At 30.2% G+C, this 20,102-nt stretch carries 21 protein-coding genes; 6 read left to right on the top strand and 15 right to left on the bottom strand.

Going from position 1 to position 20,102, the window contains the following annotated elements; genetic code table 11:
• Positions 1–169 precede the first annotated feature (169 nt).
• The 7 genes from AXY43_RS15865 to AXY43_RS15835 form a co-directional block, all read right to left on the bottom strand.
• Positions 170–877, bottom strand: a complete 708-nt coding sequence (locus AXY43_RS15865; protein WP_039772641.1) for a hypothetical protein — start codon at positions 875–877, stop codon at positions 170–172.
• Positions 867–1,502 carry an ABC transporter ATP-binding protein gene (locus AXY43_RS15860; protein ID WP_023974754.1) on the bottom strand — a complete coding sequence of 212 codons (636 nt, stop codon included), beginning with the start codon at positions 1,500–1,502 and terminating at the stop codon, positions 867–869. The genes AXY43_RS15865 and AXY43_RS15860 overlap by 11 nt, the downstream gene beginning before the upstream one ends.
• A gap of 11 nt (positions 1,503–1,513) precedes the next feature.
• Complete coding sequence (locus AXY43_RS28005) at positions 1,514–1,957, bottom strand: hypothetical protein (RefSeq protein ID WP_243099096.1); 444 nt, start codon at positions 1,955–1,957, stop codon at positions 1,514–1,516.
• A gap of 283 nt (positions 1,958–2,240) precedes the next feature.
• Positions 2,241–3,038 (bottom strand): hypothetical protein, encoded by a 798-nt coding sequence (locus tag AXY43_RS15850; protein WP_011967631.1) that lies wholly within the window; start codon positions 3,036–3,038, stop codon positions 2,241–2,243.
• 63 nt (positions 3,039–3,101) lie between these two features.
• Positions 3,102–3,527, bottom strand: a complete 426-nt coding sequence (locus tag AXY43_RS15845; RefSeq protein ID WP_039772645.1) for a hypothetical protein — start codon at positions 3,525–3,527, stop codon at positions 3,102–3,104.
• Positions 3,528–4,000: 473 nt separating this feature from the next.
• Positions 4,001–4,531 carry a methyl-accepting chemotaxis protein gene (locus AXY43_RS15840; protein ID WP_023974757.1) on the bottom strand — a complete coding sequence of 177 codons (531 nt, stop codon included), beginning with the start codon at positions 4,529–4,531 and terminating at the stop codon, positions 4,001–4,003.
• A 16-nt stretch (positions 4,532–4,547) separates the two neighbouring features.
• The gene (locus AXY43_RS15835; protein ID WP_023974758.1) at positions 4,548–5,036 is read right to left on the bottom strand and encodes a MarR family transcriptional regulator; all 489 of its coding nucleotides are present in this window, start codon (positions 5,034–5,036) and stop codon (positions 4,548–4,550) included.
• Between the two features lie 167 nt (positions 5,037–5,203).
• On the opposite strand from AXY43_RS15835, the gene AXY43_RS15830 reads away from it, so the two are divergent.
• The 5 genes from AXY43_RS15830 to AXY43_RS15810 all read left to right on the top strand — a co-directional run bounded on the left by AXY43_RS15830 (position 5,204) and on the right by AXY43_RS15810 (position 8,944).
• Complete coding sequence (locus tag AXY43_RS15830) at positions 5,204–5,782, top strand: cyclase family protein (RefSeq protein ID WP_023974759.1); 579 nt, start codon at positions 5,204–5,206, stop codon at positions 5,780–5,782.
• A 229-nt stretch (positions 5,783–6,011) separates the two neighbouring features.
• Positions 6,012–6,485 carry a MarR family winged helix-turn-helix transcriptional regulator gene (locus AXY43_RS15825; protein WP_023974760.1) on the top strand — a complete coding sequence of 158 codons (474 nt, stop codon included), beginning with the start codon at positions 6,012–6,014 and terminating at the stop codon, positions 6,483–6,485.
• A 382-nt stretch (positions 6,486–6,867) separates the two neighbouring features.
• Positions 6,868–7,107 carry a hypothetical protein gene (locus AXY43_RS15820; RefSeq protein WP_031275800.1) on the top strand — a complete coding sequence of 80 codons (240 nt, stop codon included), beginning with the start codon at positions 6,868–6,870 and terminating at the stop codon, positions 7,105–7,107.
• Between the two features lie 83 nt (positions 7,108–7,190).
• On the top strand, positions 7,191–7,586 hold the full coding sequence (locus AXY43_RS15815) for a metal-dependent transcriptional regulator (protein ID WP_039772648.1): 396 nt from the start codon (positions 7,191–7,193) through the stop codon (positions 7,584–7,586).
• Between the two features lie 32 nt (positions 7,587–7,618).
• Positions 7,619–8,944 carry a CynX/NimT family MFS transporter gene (locus AXY43_RS15810; protein WP_039772650.1) on the top strand — a complete coding sequence of 442 codons (1,326 nt, stop codon included), beginning with the start codon at positions 7,619–7,621 and terminating at the stop codon, positions 8,942–8,944.
• A gap of 214 nt (positions 8,945–9,158) precedes the next feature.
• Here the strand turns inward: AXY43_RS15810 and AXY43_RS15805 are convergent, their stop codons facing one another.
• Together AXY43_RS15805 and AXY43_RS15800 are read right to left on the bottom strand one after the other, a co-directional pair.
• On the bottom strand, positions 9,159–9,707 hold the full coding sequence (locus AXY43_RS15805) for a flavodoxin family protein (protein WP_039772652.1): 549 nt from the start codon (positions 9,705–9,707) through the stop codon (positions 9,159–9,161).
• Positions 9,708–9,748: 41 nt separating this feature from the next.
• Positions 9,749–10,954: an alpha/beta hydrolase family protein gene (locus tag AXY43_RS15800; protein ID WP_039772654.1), complete on the bottom strand. Its 1,206-nt coding sequence runs from the start codon at positions 10,952–10,954 to the stop codon at positions 9,749–9,751.
• Between the two features lie 129 nt (positions 10,955–11,083).
• On the opposite strand from AXY43_RS15800, the gene AXY43_RS15795 reads away from it, so the two are divergent.
• On the top strand, positions 11,084–11,695 hold the full coding sequence (locus AXY43_RS15795; RefSeq protein ID WP_039772656.1) for a TetR/AcrR family transcriptional regulator: 612 nt from the start codon (positions 11,084–11,086) through the stop codon (positions 11,693–11,695).
• On the opposite strand, the gene AXY43_RS15790 is transcribed toward AXY43_RS15795, so the two are convergent.
• From AXY43_RS15790 to AXY43_RS15765, 6 genes are all read right to left on the bottom strand, one after another.
• Entirely contained in the window at positions 11,658–11,846 is a 189-nt protein-coding gene (locus tag AXY43_RS15790; protein WP_087702611.1) for a hypothetical protein, read from the bottom strand. The genes AXY43_RS15795 and AXY43_RS15790 overlap by 38 nt on opposite strands.
• A gap of 15 nt (positions 11,847–11,861) precedes the next feature.
• The gene (gene glmS / locus AXY43_RS15785; RefSeq protein WP_011967598.1) at positions 11,862–13,688 is read right to left on the bottom strand and encodes a glutamine--fructose-6-phosphate transaminase (isomerizing); all 1,827 of its coding nucleotides are present in this window, start codon (positions 13,686–13,688) and stop codon (positions 11,862–11,864) included.
• A gap of 666 nt (positions 13,689–14,354) precedes the next feature.
• Positions 14,355–15,500: a mannitol-1-phosphate 5-dehydrogenase gene (locus AXY43_RS15780; protein ID WP_011967597.1), complete on the bottom strand. Its 1,146-nt coding sequence runs from the start codon at positions 15,498–15,500 to the stop codon at positions 14,355–14,357.
• 1 nt (position 15,501) lies between these two features.
• Positions 15,502–15,942, bottom strand: coding sequence for a PTS sugar transporter subunit IIA (locus AXY43_RS15775; protein WP_011967596.1), 441 nt, complete (start codon positions 15,940–15,942; stop codon positions 15,502–15,504).
• Entirely contained in the window at positions 15,942–17,993 is a 2,052-nt protein-coding gene (locus tag AXY43_RS15770; RefSeq protein WP_039772659.1) for a BglG family transcription antiterminator, read from the bottom strand. Before AXY43_RS15770 ends, AXY43_RS15775 begins: the two co-directional genes overlap by 1 nt.
• A 538-nt stretch (positions 17,994–18,531) precedes the next feature.
• On the bottom strand, positions 18,532–19,938 hold the full coding sequence (locus tag AXY43_RS15765; RefSeq protein ID WP_039772661.1) for a PTS mannitol transporter subunit IICB: 1,407 nt from the start codon (positions 19,936–19,938) through the stop codon (positions 18,532–18,534).
• Positions 19,939–20,102 lie beyond the last annotated feature (164 nt).

The following is a 20,102-nucleotide window of genomic DNA, read 5'->3' as shown; positions in this document are numbered from 1 at the left end:
TTTATCATGTGAATTTTAGGTTCATAAATTTCTATAAAAATAATTTATGATTAGTCCTCAAAAAAATAGCCTATAGGATAGACTTTTATAAAATTATCTATCCTATAGGATCAAATTTAAAATTTATATACTTAATATTTAAATATTTATACCTATTATATTGGAATTATTAATTTATTATCTGCATAAGTTGTTCCTTACATTTAAAATAAGTATCCATACTTTTTTTAGATGAAAATATTTGTTCATAGTTTGCATACTCATTATAGTTGATATTATTATCGAATTCATTTTCCTCTACAATTCTAAAATCCGAGCTATCATTCTTTATAGGGAACTTCCCTAAAAATGGGTTCTTATATATGTATGAATTTTTCTCTTTATCTGTGTAAGCATGATCTGCAATATTAGAAAAATCGTTTATGCAGAAAACATACTCTTCATCATTTTTAATTAAATTGTAACCTAACATAGATTCAAGCTGTTTGGAATGATTTCCACCTATTTCTATAGATACAGGTTCATAAATATAAATACTTTCCTTATTAATATTCCCCTTGATAACTTTGGTAATGTTAATCTGAGTCAAAACCGCACTATCTAAAATTTCATGTTCACCTGTTGCAACTCCTTCTACTATATAATCTGAAAAATCACTCATATCAATATTATTTTCATCGCTTATATCTGTGAATACACTACCTGAATATCTTAAATCTTTATATGGATAATATGAATATTGATTCTTTTCTGAGAGAAATTTATTATAATCATAATTGATGATAGATGATCTTAATATTAATGATGATATTATGCCTATACATATTATTAAAAATATAATAAGATAAAATAAATTTTTTTCTGATTTAAATTTCATATACTCTACCAAGATCAACTTTAAACTTCTTATCAGCTAACCTATCAATGTCCTCACTAATATGACTAGCTATTAAAATAGTTGCTCCTCTGCTCCTTTCTTCTCTTAATATATTTCTCACTCTGATTGCCGACTCTTCGTCCAGAGAATTAGTAGGTTCATCTAATATAATAAGATCTTGAGATTCCATAAATGCTTGTACTAAAGCTAATTTTTGTTTCATTCCTAATGAATATTTTCTAAATTTTCTTTTATCTTGTGGATTTAACCCTATTCTTTGCATTGATTCCATTATAGCTCTATCATCCACTATATTCTTTATACTTGCTATATTCTTCAAATTATCAAATCCAGTTTGATCATTCCAAAACCCTGTATTCTCAATAGTTATACCACATGATTCAGGGAAATCAATTTCTTTTCCAATCACTTTGTCATTAATTGAGACCTCACCACTTGTTGGTCTAATTAATCCTGAGATAGTTCTAAATAGCATAGTCTTCCCTGATCCATTACTCCCTAGGAATCCATAAATTTTTCCTTTTTCTAAAGATAAACTTATACTATCTAAAATTTTAGAATCTTTTACTACTTTACTAACATTCTTTAATTCAATGTAACTCATAACTCCTCCTACTAACCTTCAAAATTAAACATATCTCTTTTTTTCTTAATTGATGTAGATATAATATAAAAAATCAATGCTATAATTAATGTTTTCCTACATACTTCATAAATAATGAAATCATTAGAACCGCAAGGTATTGAAAAGCTTGCAGAAATATTAAGATATTGATTCAATAGAAAGTTATCAATTAAGTTTAATATGGAATATATTATGAAAGGAATTGTTATAGCGAACTTTAAATTCAATGTTTTGAAATACACTAATGTAGCAAAAAAACCTACTGACATGAATGCAGCAGCTTGAGTTATTGTATTAATTGCTAGATACATCTTCCAATTGTCATATTTTATAACAGATGAATTTAAGACTATATATATGACTGGATTACATTCAATATAAGTGTAAAAATTATTGCTAGGAATATTTGGTTCTTTATTATAGACAATCTCCATTTCTCTATAGTTTGAAATCTGATTATTATATAATCTTTATCATAATAATCTATAAGTATACTCAGCAATAGTAAGTATGCTAACATGATTGCTCCTATTCTGCTGAAAAAGCCTACCCCGATATCATAAATATCGAAATTACTATAATTCGCAGTTGTACCTATTGAAAAATTATATATTAAAACTGCAAATATAAATAGAAATAAAAAGATTGATTTAATATCTAATAACGCTTTCTTTAAATATATGCTCATAAACTATATGCTTTCCTTTCTTTTTATAACTAAATAATTTCTTTCTTTATTCCTATCACAAATGTAATCACTGTTAGTAATATCCAAATAGATAATACCATTAAAAATTTTTTAAACTCAGCTGGCCAAGTTTGAATATACATTTGCATTTGATAATCATCAGACAAAAACATTTCAGTCCCATTAACTATTAAAAATGTTATAATAACCATTATTATTTTATTTATTTTAAATATCATCGATAAATTAAATGCTATTAATGAGGATATTGAACAAAATAATGCGGTAATAATAATAATAATAAAATTATATAAGTGCGGAAATCTATCATAAATATCTTGTAAAAAATACTCTGCTTTATTATTTTGAATTATTAAGTATGCAGGTTGTCCATTATTGATGCCTACATCAGGTATTGATATCCATGTTAATATTTCATTAAATCCAAGTATAAAAAATATAGAAACAAATGTAACTGTAAATATTGTAATTGTTTTGGCTATTATATATCTTTTCTTACCTGATCTCATTAAAAAAATTGAATACATGTTATTCTCTCTCTGCTCTATAAAAGAATCACTATACATTAAGGTACATATTAACGGAGCAATTAATACAAATGTTAAAAATATAGTTCTTATATCACTAGAGCTAATTATCATACTGTAATCTGTCGTCTTTCCCAATTGTAATGAATTGCGCTGAAATGTTTGTTTAAATAACATTGCATATGATAAAATTGTTAACCCAAATAAAATAGAAAAACAATATTTAAACTTCTTACTATTTAAACATCTGCTAAATTCCATTTTTAATTCATTCTTCATTTTTTTCCTCCCATTTGATTGTGAAAAGAGAGCATTTAAGCTCTCTTTTCACAATTAAATTGTTTATTGATAATCTAATTCTCCATCAGTGATATAGCTAGTATTTTTATGATCATAATGATCACGAAGTTGCATATCTATTGGAGATCCCTTTTGGATTACTGTTCCGTCAACAGGATGAATGGTACAATTTTGCCAACCTGAATAGGTACTAATGCTCTTCCAATCCAAAACAGAATTTCCATTAGCATCTAACGCACGCATATCAACTTTTGTTGTACCTTGCATGCTCTTTGCTAAAATTGCTACCTCTTTATCATCATGATTTTTTGCGCGGTATCCCATATCAGTTACTTGTTGATGTGGTTGGAGTATTGCATTTGAGCTATTTAATGGTAAAGTTTTGTAGTGCGAGCTTGCTGCTGCTGGTATAATGCTAGCGCATAGTAATGCTCCTAAAGTGATTTTAGCTATTAAGTTTTTTTTCATGGTTATTCTCCCCCTTTAAATTGTAGATTATTTACAATTACATATTCTCACAATATTGTAATTAATTAAATAGCTTTTTCTCTAATCATACAAATTTATGCATTAAACGTAAACTTTTTGGTACTAAGTTCAAATTATCAAAAATTTTCTTTTTATTCCAAAAAGCAGCCGTTTTATGCTAATAACCTATAATTATTCTTAATAAAAATATAAATAAAACCAAATTGCCCAATCTAAATTTAAATATTTTATCTCTTACTTTATTATATATAACATTGCTTAGATTCTAATTTTAATTCGAATTCTTTTAACCTGATAGAACTTTTTTTAAATCTATAAATTATCATATATTATGCTTCCTATAGTTAGTTTCGAAAATAAAATAAGCATAAAGATTCAGAATTAAACCTGATTTCTTCATGCTATATATATTTGGAATAAAGCTCTATCAAAATATTTTTTTAATATACTAATTAATATGCCATTTTTCTCAATTCATCAAATTTACTGACTATAATATCTATTTCATTACTTAATTTAGAAAAGTTATTTCTAGATTGCTGAATATTTTTTAACCGATTCTTTAATTTTTCTATTTCATCATTTGCATCCTCAGTCAAACAATACATCTTTTTCAATGTATCATTCATACTTAAAACCAATTCTTTAGTGCCAATAGAAAGCTTTTTAACTTCATCTGCCACTACCGAAAATCCTCTTCCAGCATCACCTGCTCTTGCAGCCTCTATTGATGCATTAAGTGCTAGCAGATTAGTTCTAGACGCAACATTATTTATCTCAGATGATATATTTTCTATAAATTTTGTATGAGCTAAAAGCTCTTCAAAGGTTTCAATAAAACTATTCATTTCATCTCCTCTGTTAGCTACTTCCTCTGAGAAAGTTATATTTCCTCTCACTTCATTTAGTAAATTAGATATAGTTTCAATGCATTCTTTTGTCTGAATTTCTCCATTATTTATTAAATTGTTATTTTCTTGCATTATTATCTTCTCCTCCCTAAAGCTCGCTTATTAAATCATCTAAAAAACTACTTATAATACCTAGTTCCTCTTTATCATATTTACTTAATATTTTCACAAACTTCTCGCTCTCAATTTTATGAAGCATTTCATGTACTTTAAAAACTTCTTTGCCTTGCGCTGTCAGTGTATAATAAATTTCTTTTTTATTATTTTCTAAGTGATTTCCTTTTATCAATTCTTTCTTTAGCAACTTACTGGTAATCTTAGATATAGCACCTTTCGTCATATTTAATTCTTTTGATATAAATGTTGCATTAATTAATTGATTTTTTCCAATACAATCAATTACGTGAATTTCCGAAAGCATTAGACCCATATCATAAAGATCCTTATGATTATATTGGATTAGCAAATTTTTTATTTCATCCCCGTGACTGTCCATTGAATTATTTATATGTTCAAAAGCTGTTACAAGCTTATTTATTGTTAAATCCATCTCAAATTTTGCATTTTCTTTGTTCATAATTGTAATCTCCCTTTAAAATTAATTTCTTTGGAAACAACTATATTATAACTGTTATTATGCACATATTCAATATTATTTTCAAAAAATAGTTTACAAGGAAATAATATTATGATATTATGATGTTGTTTCCCAGGAAACTATTCAAATATATTGGAGGTTATAAAATGAAAATTGATTTAAGTTTTAAAATTAAAAAAGAAATGTTAGATGAAATACACGCTACTACTAAAGCCACTAATGAAGCAGCTGAAAAATCTGGACATATAGGCACTCATTTAGATGTCATGAATGGGGAATTTTCACTAGATAATATTATTACAAACGGTAAAATATTTGATATAAGCCATATAAAAACTGGTGAAGTAAAATTAGAAAATTTAGATTTAAGCGACATAAAAGAGAATGATTTTGTATTATTTCATTCAGGGATATTAAAGCAATATGGATATGGTACAAAAGAATATTTTTCAACATACATCGAATTATCTGATGAACTAGTAGATTATCTTATTAATAAGAAGGTAAGCTTTATAGGAGTAGATATGGCAGGAGCTAAAAAACCTAAAGATCATCATCGTATTGATTTACATTGTGCAGAAAAGAGAATTTTCATCATTGAAAATCTTGTTAATTTAGATTTATTATTAAAAGAAGCTCCTAAAAAATCTTTCACAGTATATACTTTCCCTACAAACATGAGCGGCTTCTCTGGTCTATCTTGCAGAGTAATTGCTGATATATAAACTTATATTAAATTTCTATTAATATATAATATAAGCATGCATGAAATTTACTTACACGAACTTATGCATGCTTAATATTTATAGAAATTATGTCACAGTCATATTTCTTCTCCTTTTATAAAAGTGGTTTTTTAGCATTTGCCCTGCTGTATATCATCTCATTACGATATATAAAATATTGATTCAACGGTCACTTGACAAAAGTGTATGGTAACCATATACTATTGTCATGGATAGATTTATAGATAACAAACATAAAATTGCATATGATTCTCTTGATTTAGCATTTGCCTTAATCGATCTTGATAAAAAGACACGCTATTTCGGAACTGATGTGCCAATTTTTCACTCTGAAATTCATATAATAAAGGCCATTGCTGAACATCCTGGTATTCATGTGGGTGGATTAGCAGATATTCTAGGAGTAACAAAAGGGTCTGTTTCCGAAATCCTCAAAAAGCTAGAGAGAAAGGCTCTGGTTGTAAAGGAAATTGATAATCTTAATTTATCTAGATATTCGTTGAATCTGAGTGAAAAAGGTAAAAAAGCTCATAGCAGCCATATGTACTATCATTCTATTTTGAACAGAATGTTTGAAGATGAGCTACAAAATGCTTCCGAATATGAATTAGAATTTTTGTCAAACTTTTTATCGTCTATGATAAACAAAGTTAAATTCTTTAATGAAAACTTTGATGAATAAATACTTTACGCAAGTGCATGGATTCTATATTCATTATAATTTAAGCTAGAAAATGCTAATATCAAAAAGAGAAAATTATCAGAGGTCAGATATGACTTCTGATAATTACAAAATATGTAAGTGAATATATAAACAATTACCCCAAAGTATATGGCAACCATACACCATTTATCTATAATCAAAGCAAGAAACTCATAGTAACTATGTGAACTACCATTCTATTGTTGCAAATACAGTTGGATATGAACCACAAAATGCCTCCAAACATGAATTGGAATTTTTCTCATTCATGATAAGCAAAATTAAATTTTTTAATTAAAATTTTATGCATGTGTATGGATGCTATACACTTTTCATCACAATTAAGTTAGGAGGAGATAATATGAAAAAGAAAAAATCATTAAAGTCATTTCTGAGTTTTGATAATAGTAAAGTGAGTAAGAGAAAGCCACTTGATGCTGATGAAAGAGGTTTATGGACTACTGAAATGAGTTTATGGACTATCTATACTTCTTTAGCCTCATGCGTTCTCTTTGGTTCTTATCCATATGAGTGTCCAATATTTCCACCAACGAATCTTTCCAATAACAAATTGGAAAGCAATAAATTTGATGGACTCTAAAAAAATAAGATAAATGAAGAATTGTACCAAAGTGTATACCACCAATACGCTTCAATCTATAATTAATGCAAGGAGGATCAGTGATGTATCAAAATAGGCGTTATTCCCAGAAAAAACTTAGTCCTTCAAAAGAAGAATATTTAAAAGCCATATATAAGTTATCTGAAAAAACACAATCGGTACGTTCGATTGACCTTGCTGCTTATTTAGGATTTTCAAAGCCAAGTATTAATAATGCTGTGGCTATCTTGCAAGAGGCCGGATTAGTTGTTAAGCCTTTAGGCGGGGAAATCCATCTCACTGATGAAGGACGTAAACAAGGCCAAATAATTACAACTAAGTTTCAGCTAATAAAACAATTCTTAATTGTCTATTGCAATGTTAATGAGCAAACAGCAAGTGAAGATGCCTGCAAAATGGAGCATATTATCAGTGATGAAGCTACTTTTGCTTTAAAAAAATATTTAAATCAAGTATAAACATATGATAATTTTAAGGAGAAACTATATAAATGAATCAATTACGTAATGAACAGAAAAAGAACCTACATCCATATTCAAGAAGATCTATACAAATAGTGCTGATAATCGGAATTACATTTACTGCAGCGAATTTGCGTGCACCTTTAACAGCAGTTGGCCCGTTGATCGATGAAATTCGTAGAAGCTTACATATTTCAAATACATTAGCGGGTATGATTACAACACTTCCGTTATTCGCTTTTGCAGGATTTTCACCTTTCGCTCCAAATTTGGCGCGAAAATTTGGCACTAAGTTAGTGCTTTTTTGGTCACTTATCTTCCTGACTTTGGGAATTATATTACGTTCGTTGTTTGGAGATTTAGGACTGTTTCTTGGTACAGTAATCCTTGGATTATCAATTTCTGTAGGTAATGTGCTGATTCCCAGCCTAATAAAACACGAATTTCCTGAACGGGTCGGTGTAATGACAGGCATCTATACTGCTTCTATGGGCCTTTTTGGCGCTATAGCGTCCGGTATCAGTGTCCCCGTTGCTTCAGAATCAGGATTAGGATGGGGAGTAGCCTTAAGCATTTGGGCTGCACTTAGTTTCTTATCCATTATCCTCTGGATACCTCAAATTACACGAAGAAAACAAAAAATATCTATTGTTCAAAGAACGGTTCATAATGGCATTAGAATAAACGCCAAAGACATCCACGAAAAAAAAGGTGAAATGGAGATCGTTAAGGCAAATGGTACTAGTATTAATAAGATTAATCTCTGGAAATCTCCTTTAGCATGGCAAGTGACAGTATATATGGGATTACAGTCTATGCTACTCTATTGCATGATTGCGTGGTTACCAGCTATTTTAGTTCATCAAGGTATGGATTCAAGCAAAGCAGGATGGATGCTCTCCCTTTACCAACTGGTATCTCTTCCTACATCCTTTGTTGGTTCTGTACTTGCTGGGCGTAAGGCTAATCAACGTCCACTAGTTATCACTGCTTCCATATGTGTTTTGGTAGGGCTTTTGGGAATATTCCTCGGAGAAACAGAGCTTACAGCACTATGGATGATTATATTAGGTATTGGCGGAGCGCTTACTTTTTGCTTAGCTCTTATATTTTTCAGCTCTCGTACAAGAAATGCAGATGAGGCGGCAAGACTGTCCGGCATGGCGCAATCAGGAGGCTACTTGCTCGCTGCTTTCGGGCCGATGCTTTTTGGTTTTCTGCATGATGCAGTTAACAACTGGACGTTGCCACTTATTATCTTAATCTGTGCTGCCGGATTATGCTTATTGGCCGGTCTAGGAGCATCGCGCAATCTTTATGTTAGTAAAAATACTAGCAATAAAGCCACCATCTAGATCTTCTATCTATAATCTAGATTAATGTAGTAAACTATTTTTAATTTAAAAATAACATCCAAAAAGGTGGTTTTGATATGAAAACCACCTTTTTTCCAATACAGCTAGCAATCACATTATTATGGCAGCTGACTATATGGCAAATTCTCTTCCTGCATGATGGTGTTATGTGAATATCTTAGACACAAAAGTTAAACTTTTAAAATGCATTTTGTTAAGCCAAATTTTCTCCATCTTTAAATGCTCTTAAAGATAACTCATTAAAAACTTCATCATCTGTTCCACAGTAGTGGATGCAATCTTCTAATTTCCAACCAAATACATCAAAAATATTATTAACATATTTAATGGCTTCTGCACCCTTTTTAGGATCTAAGCTTCCTTGAGCAAATACAGTTATTAACTTTTTACCTGGATGTCTAGGAATAAACTTATTTGGAAGCTCTTCAACCATTGGAAACGTACGATCTAACCAAGTTTTTGCTTGACTTGTAATTTGATACATATATATTGGGGAACCAAATACAATAGCATCTGCCTCAGCAATAGCTTTATACATTGGTTGTAAATAATCATTGACAGCACAGCCATCATGAGTACGACAATAAAAACAACCTTGACATCCACGGATTCCAGTATCATTTAAATCAAATTCAATGACCTCAGCACCTTTGGATTTTGCTCCTTTTGCTACTTGATCTAATAATTTTGTAGTATACCCATTCTTTCTTGGACTACCCTTAAAAATAACTACTTTTGACATTTTTCATCTCTCCTAAATATAAAAATTTGAATCCTGTGTTTCTATATCTTCCTTAGTATCTTTTCAATCCAACTAAAAATACGTTCATTTGCAATTAATTTAGCTCCAGCTTGGCAATGAAATTCAGCACCTTCTTCAGCTGTAAATAAAATAAAATCTTTATAGCAGGTAATCTCCTCATACAATTGCCTTGCTTGATCTCTAAGCAGTTTGTCATTTTCCGAATCAACGATTAAGGTAGGGCATTGTATTCTTTCTGCTAATCCTTTCATATAAAAATCTCCAACCTTTAGAATGAATTCAGCAGGGGTATTTACACCAAATACATACATTCCATGTGAAAAACTCCATTTTGCTTTTGAGTTTAATTCCATTTTTTCCTTAACAGCGTTATTAAATCCCTCTGAATCAGAAAGTGCGAAATTTAAAAATTCTTCTCTTGGCATATTAAAGATACTTGTAAATCCTCCTAAAAAGTCATATACTCCTCCATTTGCTATGCAGCCTGCAAGTCGATGTTCAAAAGCTGCAGCTCTAGGAGCAAGATACCCACCTAAGCTTTGTCCCCATAAGACAATTTTATTTGGATCAACTTCTTTTCTTGTAAGCAGATAGTCTACAACTGGGGTTATAACCTTCTCGTAGTCATGTCTGAAAAATAGTTGTTGTTTATGTACGGCCTCTCCTTGTCCTGGTCCCTCGAAAGTAATACAATGCATACCGTGTTCAAGTGCATCCATTGCCATTCCGTAAAATGCTTCCTTTGTTCCATCAAAGCCAGTCATAGCAATTAAAACTGGTTTAGGTTCCTCTGAATCCTCTAATTTATAAAAATGTCCTGTAAGTACTGTATTTTCATATGGAATTTTCACTTCTTCAATAACAGGCTTATTAAGTTTCATAACATTAGAAAAGCAATCTAGGCTCGCGTTGTATAACTTATCTATCTTTGGGTCTTCTGGATTTTCATGAAGGTAAAATTCTGCAATTCTATAATAATTAGATGCTCTAAGATAGGCTTTTCTTGCACTTATCAAGTGACCATCTGAATAGCTATCCTCTGCAACTTTTTGCAAACGCTTGGCTGTTTTTGTCCATTCTCCACACCAGCTCTCATAATCTCCTTCTTTTATCTTTTCTGCTGTTGAAACCACCTCTCCTATATCAGCAGCTTTGAAAGCAGTGTCTCCAAGAAGTCCTAATACCTTAGATGCGAATTGATCATCTTTAAAAATCAAATTATTCATAGTTATTCTCCTTTGCAGTATTTATTGTTTATGCAACACCTTGTTGCTATAATTTAAATATATCAGATATAGATTTGTATTCAACCAACAATATTTATAGTTTGTTTTATATACAACAAAGGAGTGAAAATGTTGCAGAATAAACATGATATTCGAACAAAAAGGACACATCAGCAAATAAGAGATGCTCTTATTGATCTTATTTTTGAAAAACATTTCGATAATATTACAGTCGGTGATATTACTAATAGAGCCATGATTAATCGTTCTACCTTTTATAGGTATTATCAGGATAAATACGATGTTGTACTAAAAATCTTTGAAGAAGCAATGGAAAGAATGAAGAAAGATTTAGGTCCTCCTAAAGAAAGCCTTAAGTATCTTAATGAAGACCAAAGATCTGATCCCTGGGTGAAGCTATTTGATCACTTTGCTGAAAACAGTAGATTATATCTTGCAATGCTGGATGATTCATGTAACATATGGTTTATGTCTAGACTGCGCAGCAACATCATCTCAATGTTAAGAGAGCGCGAAAACTTGCGAAGCTCTTTTCTTGTAAGTGATAAAGACTGCTCCCCAGAGATTCAGGAAATGGCGTTCTTATTTACCGCTAATGCTTTAATCGGTACTATTGATTGGTGGTTAAAGTCAAACTGTACTCCAGATTCAGAGAAAATGTCTTATTTATTTAGAGCTTATTTTAAAAATGGATATGTAGGAATGCTGAATAGAGATTAATTTTGTCTGCTGCTCTTACTACTTTTATTCCTGCCCCCCTTCCCTTAGGCGAAACATCTTCAATATTGATCCCAACTAAATATTCTTTACTATAATTAATTGCAAAAATAAAAGAAGCATGAAGATTCAGGATTGCCCCTGCTTTCTTCATGCTCAATATAAATTATTATTCTACTGTTACAGATTTAGCTAAGTTTCTTGGCTTGTCTATATCGCAACCTTTATTTCTAGCTGTATAGTAAGCTAAAAGTTGTAATGCAACTACAGCAACTATTGGTGAAACTAAGTTAAGAAGTTCTGGAATTCTAATTACTTTATCGAAAATTGATTCATCTAATACATCATTTTCGTAAGCAATTGCAATTACTTCTGCTCCTCTAGCTTTAACTTCAACTATATTACTTACCATCTTTTCTCTTAATGATTTTTGAGTTAATAATGCTATTACTTTAGTTCCTTCTTCAATTAAAGCAATTGTTCCATGTTTTAATTCTCCACCAGCATATGCTTCTGAATGGATATATGAAATTTCTTTAAGCTTTAATGATGCTTCTATAGATAATGCATAGTCAGCACCTCTACCTAAATAGAATACATCTGTTTCATCAGTTAAAAGATTTGCAATTTCTTCTACTTCACTTGCTTTATCTAAAATTACTTGAACCTTTTCAGGTACTAATAATAATGCTTCTTTTAATTCTTTTTCTAATTCCTTAGTCATTAATCCCTTTAATTCACTGAAATACATTGCCATCATATACATAACAACAACTTGTGTTGTATATGCCTTAGTAGAAGCTACTGCTATTTCTGGACCTGCCATTGTATATAATACGTCGTCAGCTTCTCTAGAAATTGTACTTCCTACAACATTTGTTATAGCTAAAGTTTTAGCTCCAGCTTTCTTACAATCTCTAAGAACCGCTAATGTATCAGCAGTTTCTCCTGATTGGCTTAATGTTATTACAAGGGATTTATCAGTTACTAATGGGTCTTTATATCTAAACTCTGATGCTATATCAACTTCAACTGGAATTCTTGCTAATTTTTCAATTGCTACTCTTCCCATAAGTCCTGCATTATATGCAGTTCCACAAGCTACTATAAAGATTCTATCTATATTATTAAGATCCTCTTTTGATAACTTAAAGTCTCCAAAAGTGATATCATGACTCATTGATAATCTTGATGCCATTGTATCTCTAATAGCTTTTGGTTGTTCGTTGATTTCCTTTAACATAAATGAATCATATCCACCCTTTTCAGCAGCATCTTCATTCCAAGTTACTTTGAAAACATCTTTCTTTATTTCACTTCCATCAGCGCTTAAAATTTTAGCGCCATCTTTGCTTATAACAACAAATTCTCTATCTTCTAAAAGATAGATATCTCTTGTATAGCTTATTATCGCTGGAATATCTGAAGCAATAAATGTTTCATCTTGTCCTAAACCAACAATTAGCGGACTATCTTTTCTTACTGCAATTAGCTTGTCTGGTTCTGCTCCAGTTACTACACCTAATGCATAACTTCCTTCTAATCTTTCAGTAGCTTTAACTACTGCTTTAAAAAGATCTCCTTCATAATAGTAGTGAATCAAATTTGGTATTACTTCAGTATCTGTTTGAGATACAAATTCGTATCCTTCTCCTTTAAGCCATTGTCTAAGTTCTAGATAGTTTTCTATAATTCCGTTATGAACTACAGTAATATCTCCCTTTGAACTTTGGTGTGGATGTGAATTAATATCTGATGGCTCTCCATGAGTTGCCCATCTAGTATGACCGATACCAAGTGTTCCTTCAGCTTTGCCTTGTCCTAAATTATCAGTTAAGTTAGTAAGACGACCTTTATGCTTTTCGATACTTACTTTACCATCATTAACGACTGCAATACCCGCTGAATCATAACCTCTATACTCTAACTTTGATAATCCATCTACTAAAAAAGATTTTGCTGATCTACTTCCTAAATATCCAACTATTCCGCACATATTTATTCTTCCTCTCTTTTTTCATATAATATTTAATTTTAATTCTTCTTTTAACTTCATTCCTAGCACAATTATAAAAGGGCATAGTAATCCTAGAAATTAAAATTAAAACAAAGGTTTTAACACCAGACTGAATTTGTCCTGTGAATCACTTCACAGTTTTACCAGTCGTTTACGGTAGTGCGATACCGTGGGGCACCCGCCGAAGTTTCGATACTCCCCAACCTCGTCGACGTAAATGAAACTCCAAATCTTCGATTTGGATAGTTGAATTTACTCAGTGAACGAACCGTGAGTCGAGTTTCCTTTAAAAAGATTTCATTAGCTATTCGCGTAGCTTATATCAAAGCTTACTATTAACTAAATTCCTTTTATAAAAACCAACCCTGTAAAAATTCACTTTCAACTAAATTCCACTTAGTCCTGGCGCTTTTTATTGATTTTAAGAATTTCTTTCTTCTCCATTCATCACCTCTGTTTTCTTTATTTATGCCTCTTTGACTATTTTATCATATTATTTTCAATTGTCTATATTTATATATATATTTTATTATTACTTTTTGGTTACAAAATCATCTTCAGATAATTAATTATTAATATGTTAAATCACTAAAAATTATTAATAAAATATTTAAGGTGGATAATTATCCACCTTAAATGAGCTTTCTATATTGCTAAAACGTCATTATATGCCTTTTCTATCTTTTCTAATAAGTCATTATCATCGATATTAGCAACTTCTGCTATAGCTCCTTTTACGCCCTTTTCTTTTATTAATTCTTGTAGTTTTACACTTTGTGTATCTTCTTGATTATTGTAGTGTAATGCTGCACCTACTCCTAGTAATAAATTGTCAACGCTTAAGTCAAATCCTCTAGCAGTCATTAATGGTTTTATTAATCTATCACTATCACTTAATTTTCTAAGTGGCTCTCTTCCAACTCTTGATACATCATCTTTTAAGTAAGGATTTTTGAATCTTCCAATAATCTTATCTATATATTTGAAGTGAGCTTCTTTATCAAATTTATGCTTTTCTACTAAGCCCATTCCACTTTCTGTCATTGCTTTCTTAACAACATTATATATTTTTTCATCAGCTATACTTTCATCTATTGTTCCATAACCTTTTAAATTTCCTATATATGCTGTAATTGCATGACCAGTATTTAATGTGAATAGCTTTCTTTCTATATAAGCCATTAAATTATCTGCTAAATTCATTCCTTCAATTGCTGGAATACTTCCTTTGAATGCTTTTTCTTCAACATTCCATTCATAGAATTTTTCAACTACTACATCTAGAATATTTTCACTCTTAACTGGTGGAACAATTCTATCTACAGAGCAATCTGGGAATCCAACAAATTCTTCTAAATAAGCTTTTTCTTCTTCGCTTAGGCATTTTTCAACTTCTGCTTTTAATTGAGAACTTGCTTTTATTGCATTTTCACATGCAATTATATTTAATGGTGTTTTGATTCCTGCTTCTTTTCTAAGTTGTATTCCTTTAGCTATTGTTGGAGCTATTCTTGGTAATACAACAAGACCTACTGCTGTTGTTATAATTTCAGCTTCTTTTATTTCATCTAAAATTTCATCGTTTATAGAAATAACTCCGCTTATGTTTTCAACTACTATTTCTTCACAATTTACATCCATTACATGTATTGTGTATTTTTTATCTTCATTGATTTTATCAATTACTTCTTTATTTACATCAGCAAATACTACGTGATATCCTGCTTTTGAAAGTAATGCACCTATGAATCCTCTTCCTATGTTTCCTGCACCGAATTGAATTGCTTTCATATTACATTTCTCCTTCTTCTATAATCTCCATTATTTCTTCTGGTGTCTTTGCTTTTCTAAGTCTTTCAACATTTTCTTCATATTGAATAGTTAAAGCTATTTTTGATAATATCTCCATATGTTCATCGCCTTTTCCTGCTATCCCTATTACTATATAAGCAGTATTGCCTTCACCAAAATCTACACCATTAGGGTATTGAGCTATAACTATTCCTGTTTCAAGTATTTCTTTCTTGTATTCATTCATACCATGAGGAATAGCAACACCATTTCCCATGTAAGTTGTAACTTCTTCTTCTCTAGCTTTCATTCCCTCTATATAATTGTCTTTAACGTATCCTCCATTAATTAAAAGTTTACCAACTCTTTCTATCGCCTTGTCCTTAGATTCTGACGCAACATTTAATACTATTCCTTCTTTTACTAAAATTCCTTTTTCCATTAGTCTTCCTCCTCGTTATTTATAATATTAATTAAATAATCTCTAATATCTATAGTGTTACTTAGTCTTAGCATTTCAACAAATTCTTTCTTTTCTATTAATGAAACGCTTATTTTCCCAAGAATCTTAAGTATATAATTACTTTCAGTATTTCTTGCAAACATTACTATAAAGGTATCTACATCTTCTGTTGAAAATCCTATACTCTTCATAGATAAAGGTTTATTTATTCTATACACTCCTACAAATGGAGCAGTTATTGTATCACTTCTTGTGTGTATAAGGGCTACATGAGTTCCCGGAATTACAACATTTCCATTTTCCTCTCTCTTAAATATAAGATCCCTTATTACTTCTTTATCTGTTCCAATATCAATCCTGTGAATATCATCTACTATATAATTTATTAAATTAATAAATGAATCACTATCTGATTTTTTTAGCTGAAAATTCTTAACCATTGTATTGGCTAATTCATATTCGTGATTTGTTACTGTATTGTCTTTTGTTTGAGCAAATAATTCTAATTCTCTTTCATTATTACTAGCTTTAAAGTTAGAAATAAAATTACTTATATTCTCTATATCTACTTCAGTCATAAAGTGAGAAACAACAATCAGGTTATGTTTGGTTTTCAAGTTTACAGGAACAGTAGATAGGATCAAATCATATTTATTTTTATCAATTATACTATTAATGTCATGTAAGGATACAACATCAATAACATTGATTTCATTAAATATAGACTTTACTTTACTACAAAGTATTCTTGCAGTCCCTATGCCACTTGGGCATAAAACAAGTGCTTTTATATTCTTTGACATCGCTTGTTGCTTTTGCACTGCAACAGCAATATGCATTGTTATATATCCAACCTCTTCTGGAGGAATCTTAAAATTGTACCTGGAGAATATTAATCTGCAAGTATTTTTTATGATTTTATATAACTCTGAATAGTGTTCCTTTATTTCATTAATCAAAGGATTTATAACTTTCAATCCTAAATTTAACATATAAAATGTTTGTTTAAAATGCTGAGTCAAATCCCTTATTAGCTGCTCATCTTTAGTAATATCTACATATATTTTTGTTGATATTTCCTCTGTAACCTCTTTAGCAATATTCTCATAATTAATGTCTGATTCTATAAGATGCTTATTGTTAAAAAAGTATTTGTAATCACTTAAATATAAACATAAGTAAACAAGTTCATCTTCACATATATCTATATTATTCTTTTGCAGAACACTACCTAAATATTGTATTTTTTTATATTCCTCTAAAGATAATATACTATTTTTAATCTCTTGAGGTAAATATATAATTTCTCCATTCTTTGTCTTTTTTATAGATAGCAATACTTGGATAAACAAACTAAAGTATTTGACATCATTTCCTTTAAGATAATCAAAATCTATATCTTTTAATATATCCTTTACTAATTGGATAGCCTCATTCCCAAAAACAATGTTAAACAAAGTTTTAACTATCGGATCAACTTTTTCATCATAAAGAAATGCTATTAAATCTTCAAAAGGTTTAAAATCAAAGAATAGCTCCACTAATGCATTTCTCTTATTCCACTCTGACCCTTGAATACTTATCCCATAGCTACGTTTTCTAATCACACATAAATTCTTAGATATTAGCCTTTCTTCAATATTGTCTATATCAAGGCTTATACTTCCCATTACAACATTGAACTTATGACAAAAGTACGAAGCTTTTAGTGGCTCATTACTAACTAATAATTCACATATGATAACTATTTGTCTCTGTTCTTTACTTAATAGCCAAGGAATCGGAACCATATCTAATGATTTCTTTATCTCCTCTATATTTTCTTTATTACCTGAAATACTTAAATTCATATTTTCGTCATTAAATATAGTTATACTATTCTTCTTTAATCTTTTATTAATAGAAGAAAGTTCTCTTAAAATAGTTCTCTCACTTATGTCAAGATCTTTATGAAGCCGTTTTATATTAAAAGTTCCTTCATTTAATACTGTACTTAATATGAATTGTTGTCTAGGCGTTAAATTATTCATAATATCTCACCTGATTTATCTATTATTTTGTATATATTGATAGACTGATCATATCTATAACAATTAATTTTAACTTGAAGTAGAATCTTCAGATGTCATTAGATTTTGAATTTCTTAAATTCTTTTAAAAATAGATTTTCCTATTAAAGAAGATCCAATACACACATCTTAAATAAAACTGCTAATTTAAAGTTAATAACCCGTTGTATCATAAACGTTATCATCAGATCTACCAGTTTATCCAAAGTTCAAGTTGGAAGTCACTTTGTCTAAATAAAGTTTTATATAATAAAACCTCCTATTTAATTACTATAAATTATTGCTTCTTTCAATATATATATTACTCTATATGAAACATCCTTTCAATTCAAACAAGTTCAAAACTGTGATACATTTCTAATGACAAATTTAAAGTTTGACTATCATCCACTCTCATCTCTATTATTTATCAAATTTAAAAATGGCATTGGTAAATCAGTCCGTTTACCAATGCCTGTAAGTTATATTACTAAATTCTACTCTAGTTAATAATATCTTATTATTTTAATGTGTTAATAAACTCATCATACTTAGAACGATCTAAGAAGTTTTTAACTGTAATTATATTAGCAGTTTTAGCTGATTTTCTTGCTCTTTCAACTAAGTTTTCTTGAGTAAATACAACATCTGCTTCTTGTGGAATGCTATCAACTGATGAATGCTTAACTCCAACATCAGTAATTCCAGCATCTTTTAATGCTTTTTTAAGAATAGATTCTCCCATTGCAGAAGATCCCATACCTGCATCACAAGCAAAAACTATTAATTTAACATCAGCTTTTGATACATTAGCCGCAGTTTCTGAAGCTTTTGCACCTTTACTTTCTGCTTTCATATCTTTCATCTTAGCTTGAGCTTCATCAATGTCTTGTTCTCCATTATCTTTTGATGCCTTAAGAATTATTGAACCAACTAAGAACGATACAATTGCACCTACAGCAACTCCTGCTAAAACAGATGCATAACTACCTTTTGGTGTCATCGCAAGTACTGCAAATATACTACCTGGTGAAGCTGGTGCTGCAAGTCCAGCATGAGTTAATACAAAAGTTAAATCTGCACATATTCCACCAGCTATTGCTGCTAATATTAATGCTGGTTTCATTAAAATGTAAGGGAAATATATTTCATGTATTCCTCCAAGAAAGTGAATTATTATAGCTCCTGGAGCTGATTGTTTTGCATTTCCTTTACCATAGAAAGTGTAAGCTAAAAGTATACCAAGACCTGGACCTGGATTTGCTTCAAGTAAGAAGAATATTGATTTACCAACTTCTTGTGCTTGTTGTATTCCAAGTGGAGATAATATTCCATGATTAATTGCATTATTTAGGAATAATACTTTAGCTGGTTCAATGAATATATCTATTAGAGGTAAAAGTCCCATATTTGTAACTATAGTAGCTAAACTTCCTAATGTGTTTGAAAAAGCTGTAACTACTGGTTCAATACAAGTATAACCTATAAGTGCTACGATTCCTCCAAAAATTCCAGATGAGAAGTTATTAACAAGCATTTCAAAACCTGTTGGAACTTTTCCTTCTAGGAATTGGTCAACTTTTTTAATTACAAATCCACCGAATGGTCCCATGATCATTGCTCCTAAGAACATTGGGATAGAAGCACCAATTACAACTCCTGTTGTTGCTATTGCACCAACTACTGCTCCTCTTTGACCATATACCATCTTACCACCTGTATATCCAATAAGTAATGGTAATAAGTAACTTAACATAGGGCCTACCATTTTACCGAAATATTCATTTGGAATCCATCCTGTTGGAATGAATAAAGCTGTAATTAAACCCCAAGCAATAAATGCACCAATGTTAGGTAATACCATACCGCTTAAAAAACTACCTAATCTTTGCACGCTTCCTTTAAGAGACGATTTGTTAGTTTCCATAATAAAACCTCCATCTATTTTTATTTATATAATTTATTATTAGTTCTTTCATTTACTATCTTAAACTATGAAGAATACCTTTTCAATTTAAACAACTTCAAATTTGAGTTACGTTTTCAATGACAAATTTAAAGTTAATGTTAAACTGTTGAAAATACATGGTT

Source organism: Clostridium sp. MF28 (assembly GCF_002969175.1).
In the GTDB taxonomy this organism is placed as follows: Bacteria; Bacillota; Clostridia; order Clostridiales; family Clostridiaceae; genus Clostridium; species Clostridium beijerinckii.
The sequence above is the reverse complement of the archived record's forward strand: the minus strand, read 5'-3'. Positions and strand labels throughout refer to the sequence as shown.

Bases quoted from the DNA above. Each gene is read 5' to 3' on its own strand.
- AXY43_RS15805 (WP_039772652.1), bottom strand. From the start codon at position 9,707: ATGTCAAAAGTAGTTATTTTTAAGGGTAGTCCAAGAAAGAATGGGTAT.
- AXY43_RS28005 (WP_243099096.1), bottom strand. From the start codon at position 1,957: ATGGAGATTGTCTATAATAAAGAACCAAATATTCCTAGCAATAATTTT.
- AXY43_RS15865 (WP_039772641.1), bottom strand. From the start codon at position 877: ATGAAATTTAAATCAGAAAAAAATTTATTTTATCTTATTATATTTTTA.
- AXY43_RS15800 (WP_039772654.1), bottom strand. From the start codon at position 10,954: ATGAATAATTTGATTTTTAAAGATGATCAATTCGCATCTAAGGTATTA.
- glmS (WP_011967598.1), bottom strand. From the start codon at position 13,688: ATGTGCGGAATAGTTGGATATTTAGGAAGTAGATCAGCAAAATCTTTT.
- AXY43_RS15795 (WP_039772656.1), top strand. From the start codon at position 11,084: ATGTTGCAGAATAAACATGATATTCGAACAAAAAGGACACATCAGCAA.
- AXY43_RS15840 (WP_023974757.1), bottom strand. From the start codon at position 4,531: ATGCAAGAAAATAACAATTTAATAAATAATGGAGAAATTCAGACAAAA.
- AXY43_RS15850 (WP_011967631.1), bottom strand. From the start codon at position 3,038: ATGAAGAATGAATTAAAAATGGAATTTAGCAGATGTTTAAATAGTAAG.
- AXY43_RS15770 (WP_039772659.1), bottom strand. From the start codon at position 17,993: ATGAATAATTTAACGCCTAGACAACAATTCATATTAAGTACAGTATTA.
- AXY43_RS15780 (WP_011967597.1), bottom strand. From the start codon at position 15,500: ATGAAAGCAATTCAATTCGGTGCAGGAAACATAGGAAGAGGATTCATA.
- AXY43_RS15820 (WP_031275800.1), top strand. From the start codon at position 6,868: ATGAAAAAGAAAAAATCATTAAAGTCATTTCTGAGTTTTGATAATAGT.
- AXY43_RS15810 (WP_039772650.1), top strand. From the start codon at position 7,619: ATGAATCAATTACGTAATGAACAGAAAAAGAACCTACATCCATATTCA.
- AXY43_RS15815 (WP_039772648.1), top strand. From the start codon at position 7,191: ATGTATCAAAATAGGCGTTATTCCCAGAAAAAACTTAGTCCTTCAAAA.
- AXY43_RS15835 (WP_023974758.1), bottom strand. From the start codon at position 5,036: ATGAACAAAGAAAATGCAAAATTTGAGATGGATTTAACAATAAATAAG.
- AXY43_RS15790 (WP_087702611.1), bottom strand. From the start codon at position 11,846: ATGAAGAAAGCAGGGGCAATCCTGAATCTTCATGCTTCTTTTATTTTT.
- AXY43_RS15825 (WP_023974760.1), top strand. From the start codon at position 6,012: ATGGATAGATTTATAGATAACAAACATAAAATTGCATATGATTCTCTT.
- AXY43_RS15860 (WP_023974754.1), bottom strand. From the start codon at position 1,502: ATGAGTTACATTGAATTAAAGAATGTTAGTAAAGTAGTAAAAGATTCT.
- AXY43_RS15775 (WP_011967596.1), bottom strand. From the start codon at position 15,942: ATGGAAAAAGGAATTTTAGTAAAAGAAGGAATAGTATTAAATGTTGCG.
- AXY43_RS15845 (WP_039772645.1), bottom strand. From the start codon at position 3,527: ATGAAAAAAAACTTAATAGCTAAAATCACTTTAGGAGCATTACTATGC.
- AXY43_RS15830 (WP_023974759.1), top strand. From the start codon at position 5,204: ATGAAAATTGATTTAAGTTTTAAAATTAAAAAAGAAATGTTAGATGAA.
- AXY43_RS15765 (WP_039772661.1), bottom strand. From the start codon at position 19,938: ATGGAAACTAACAAATCGTCTCTTAAAGGAAGCGTGCAAAGATTAGGT.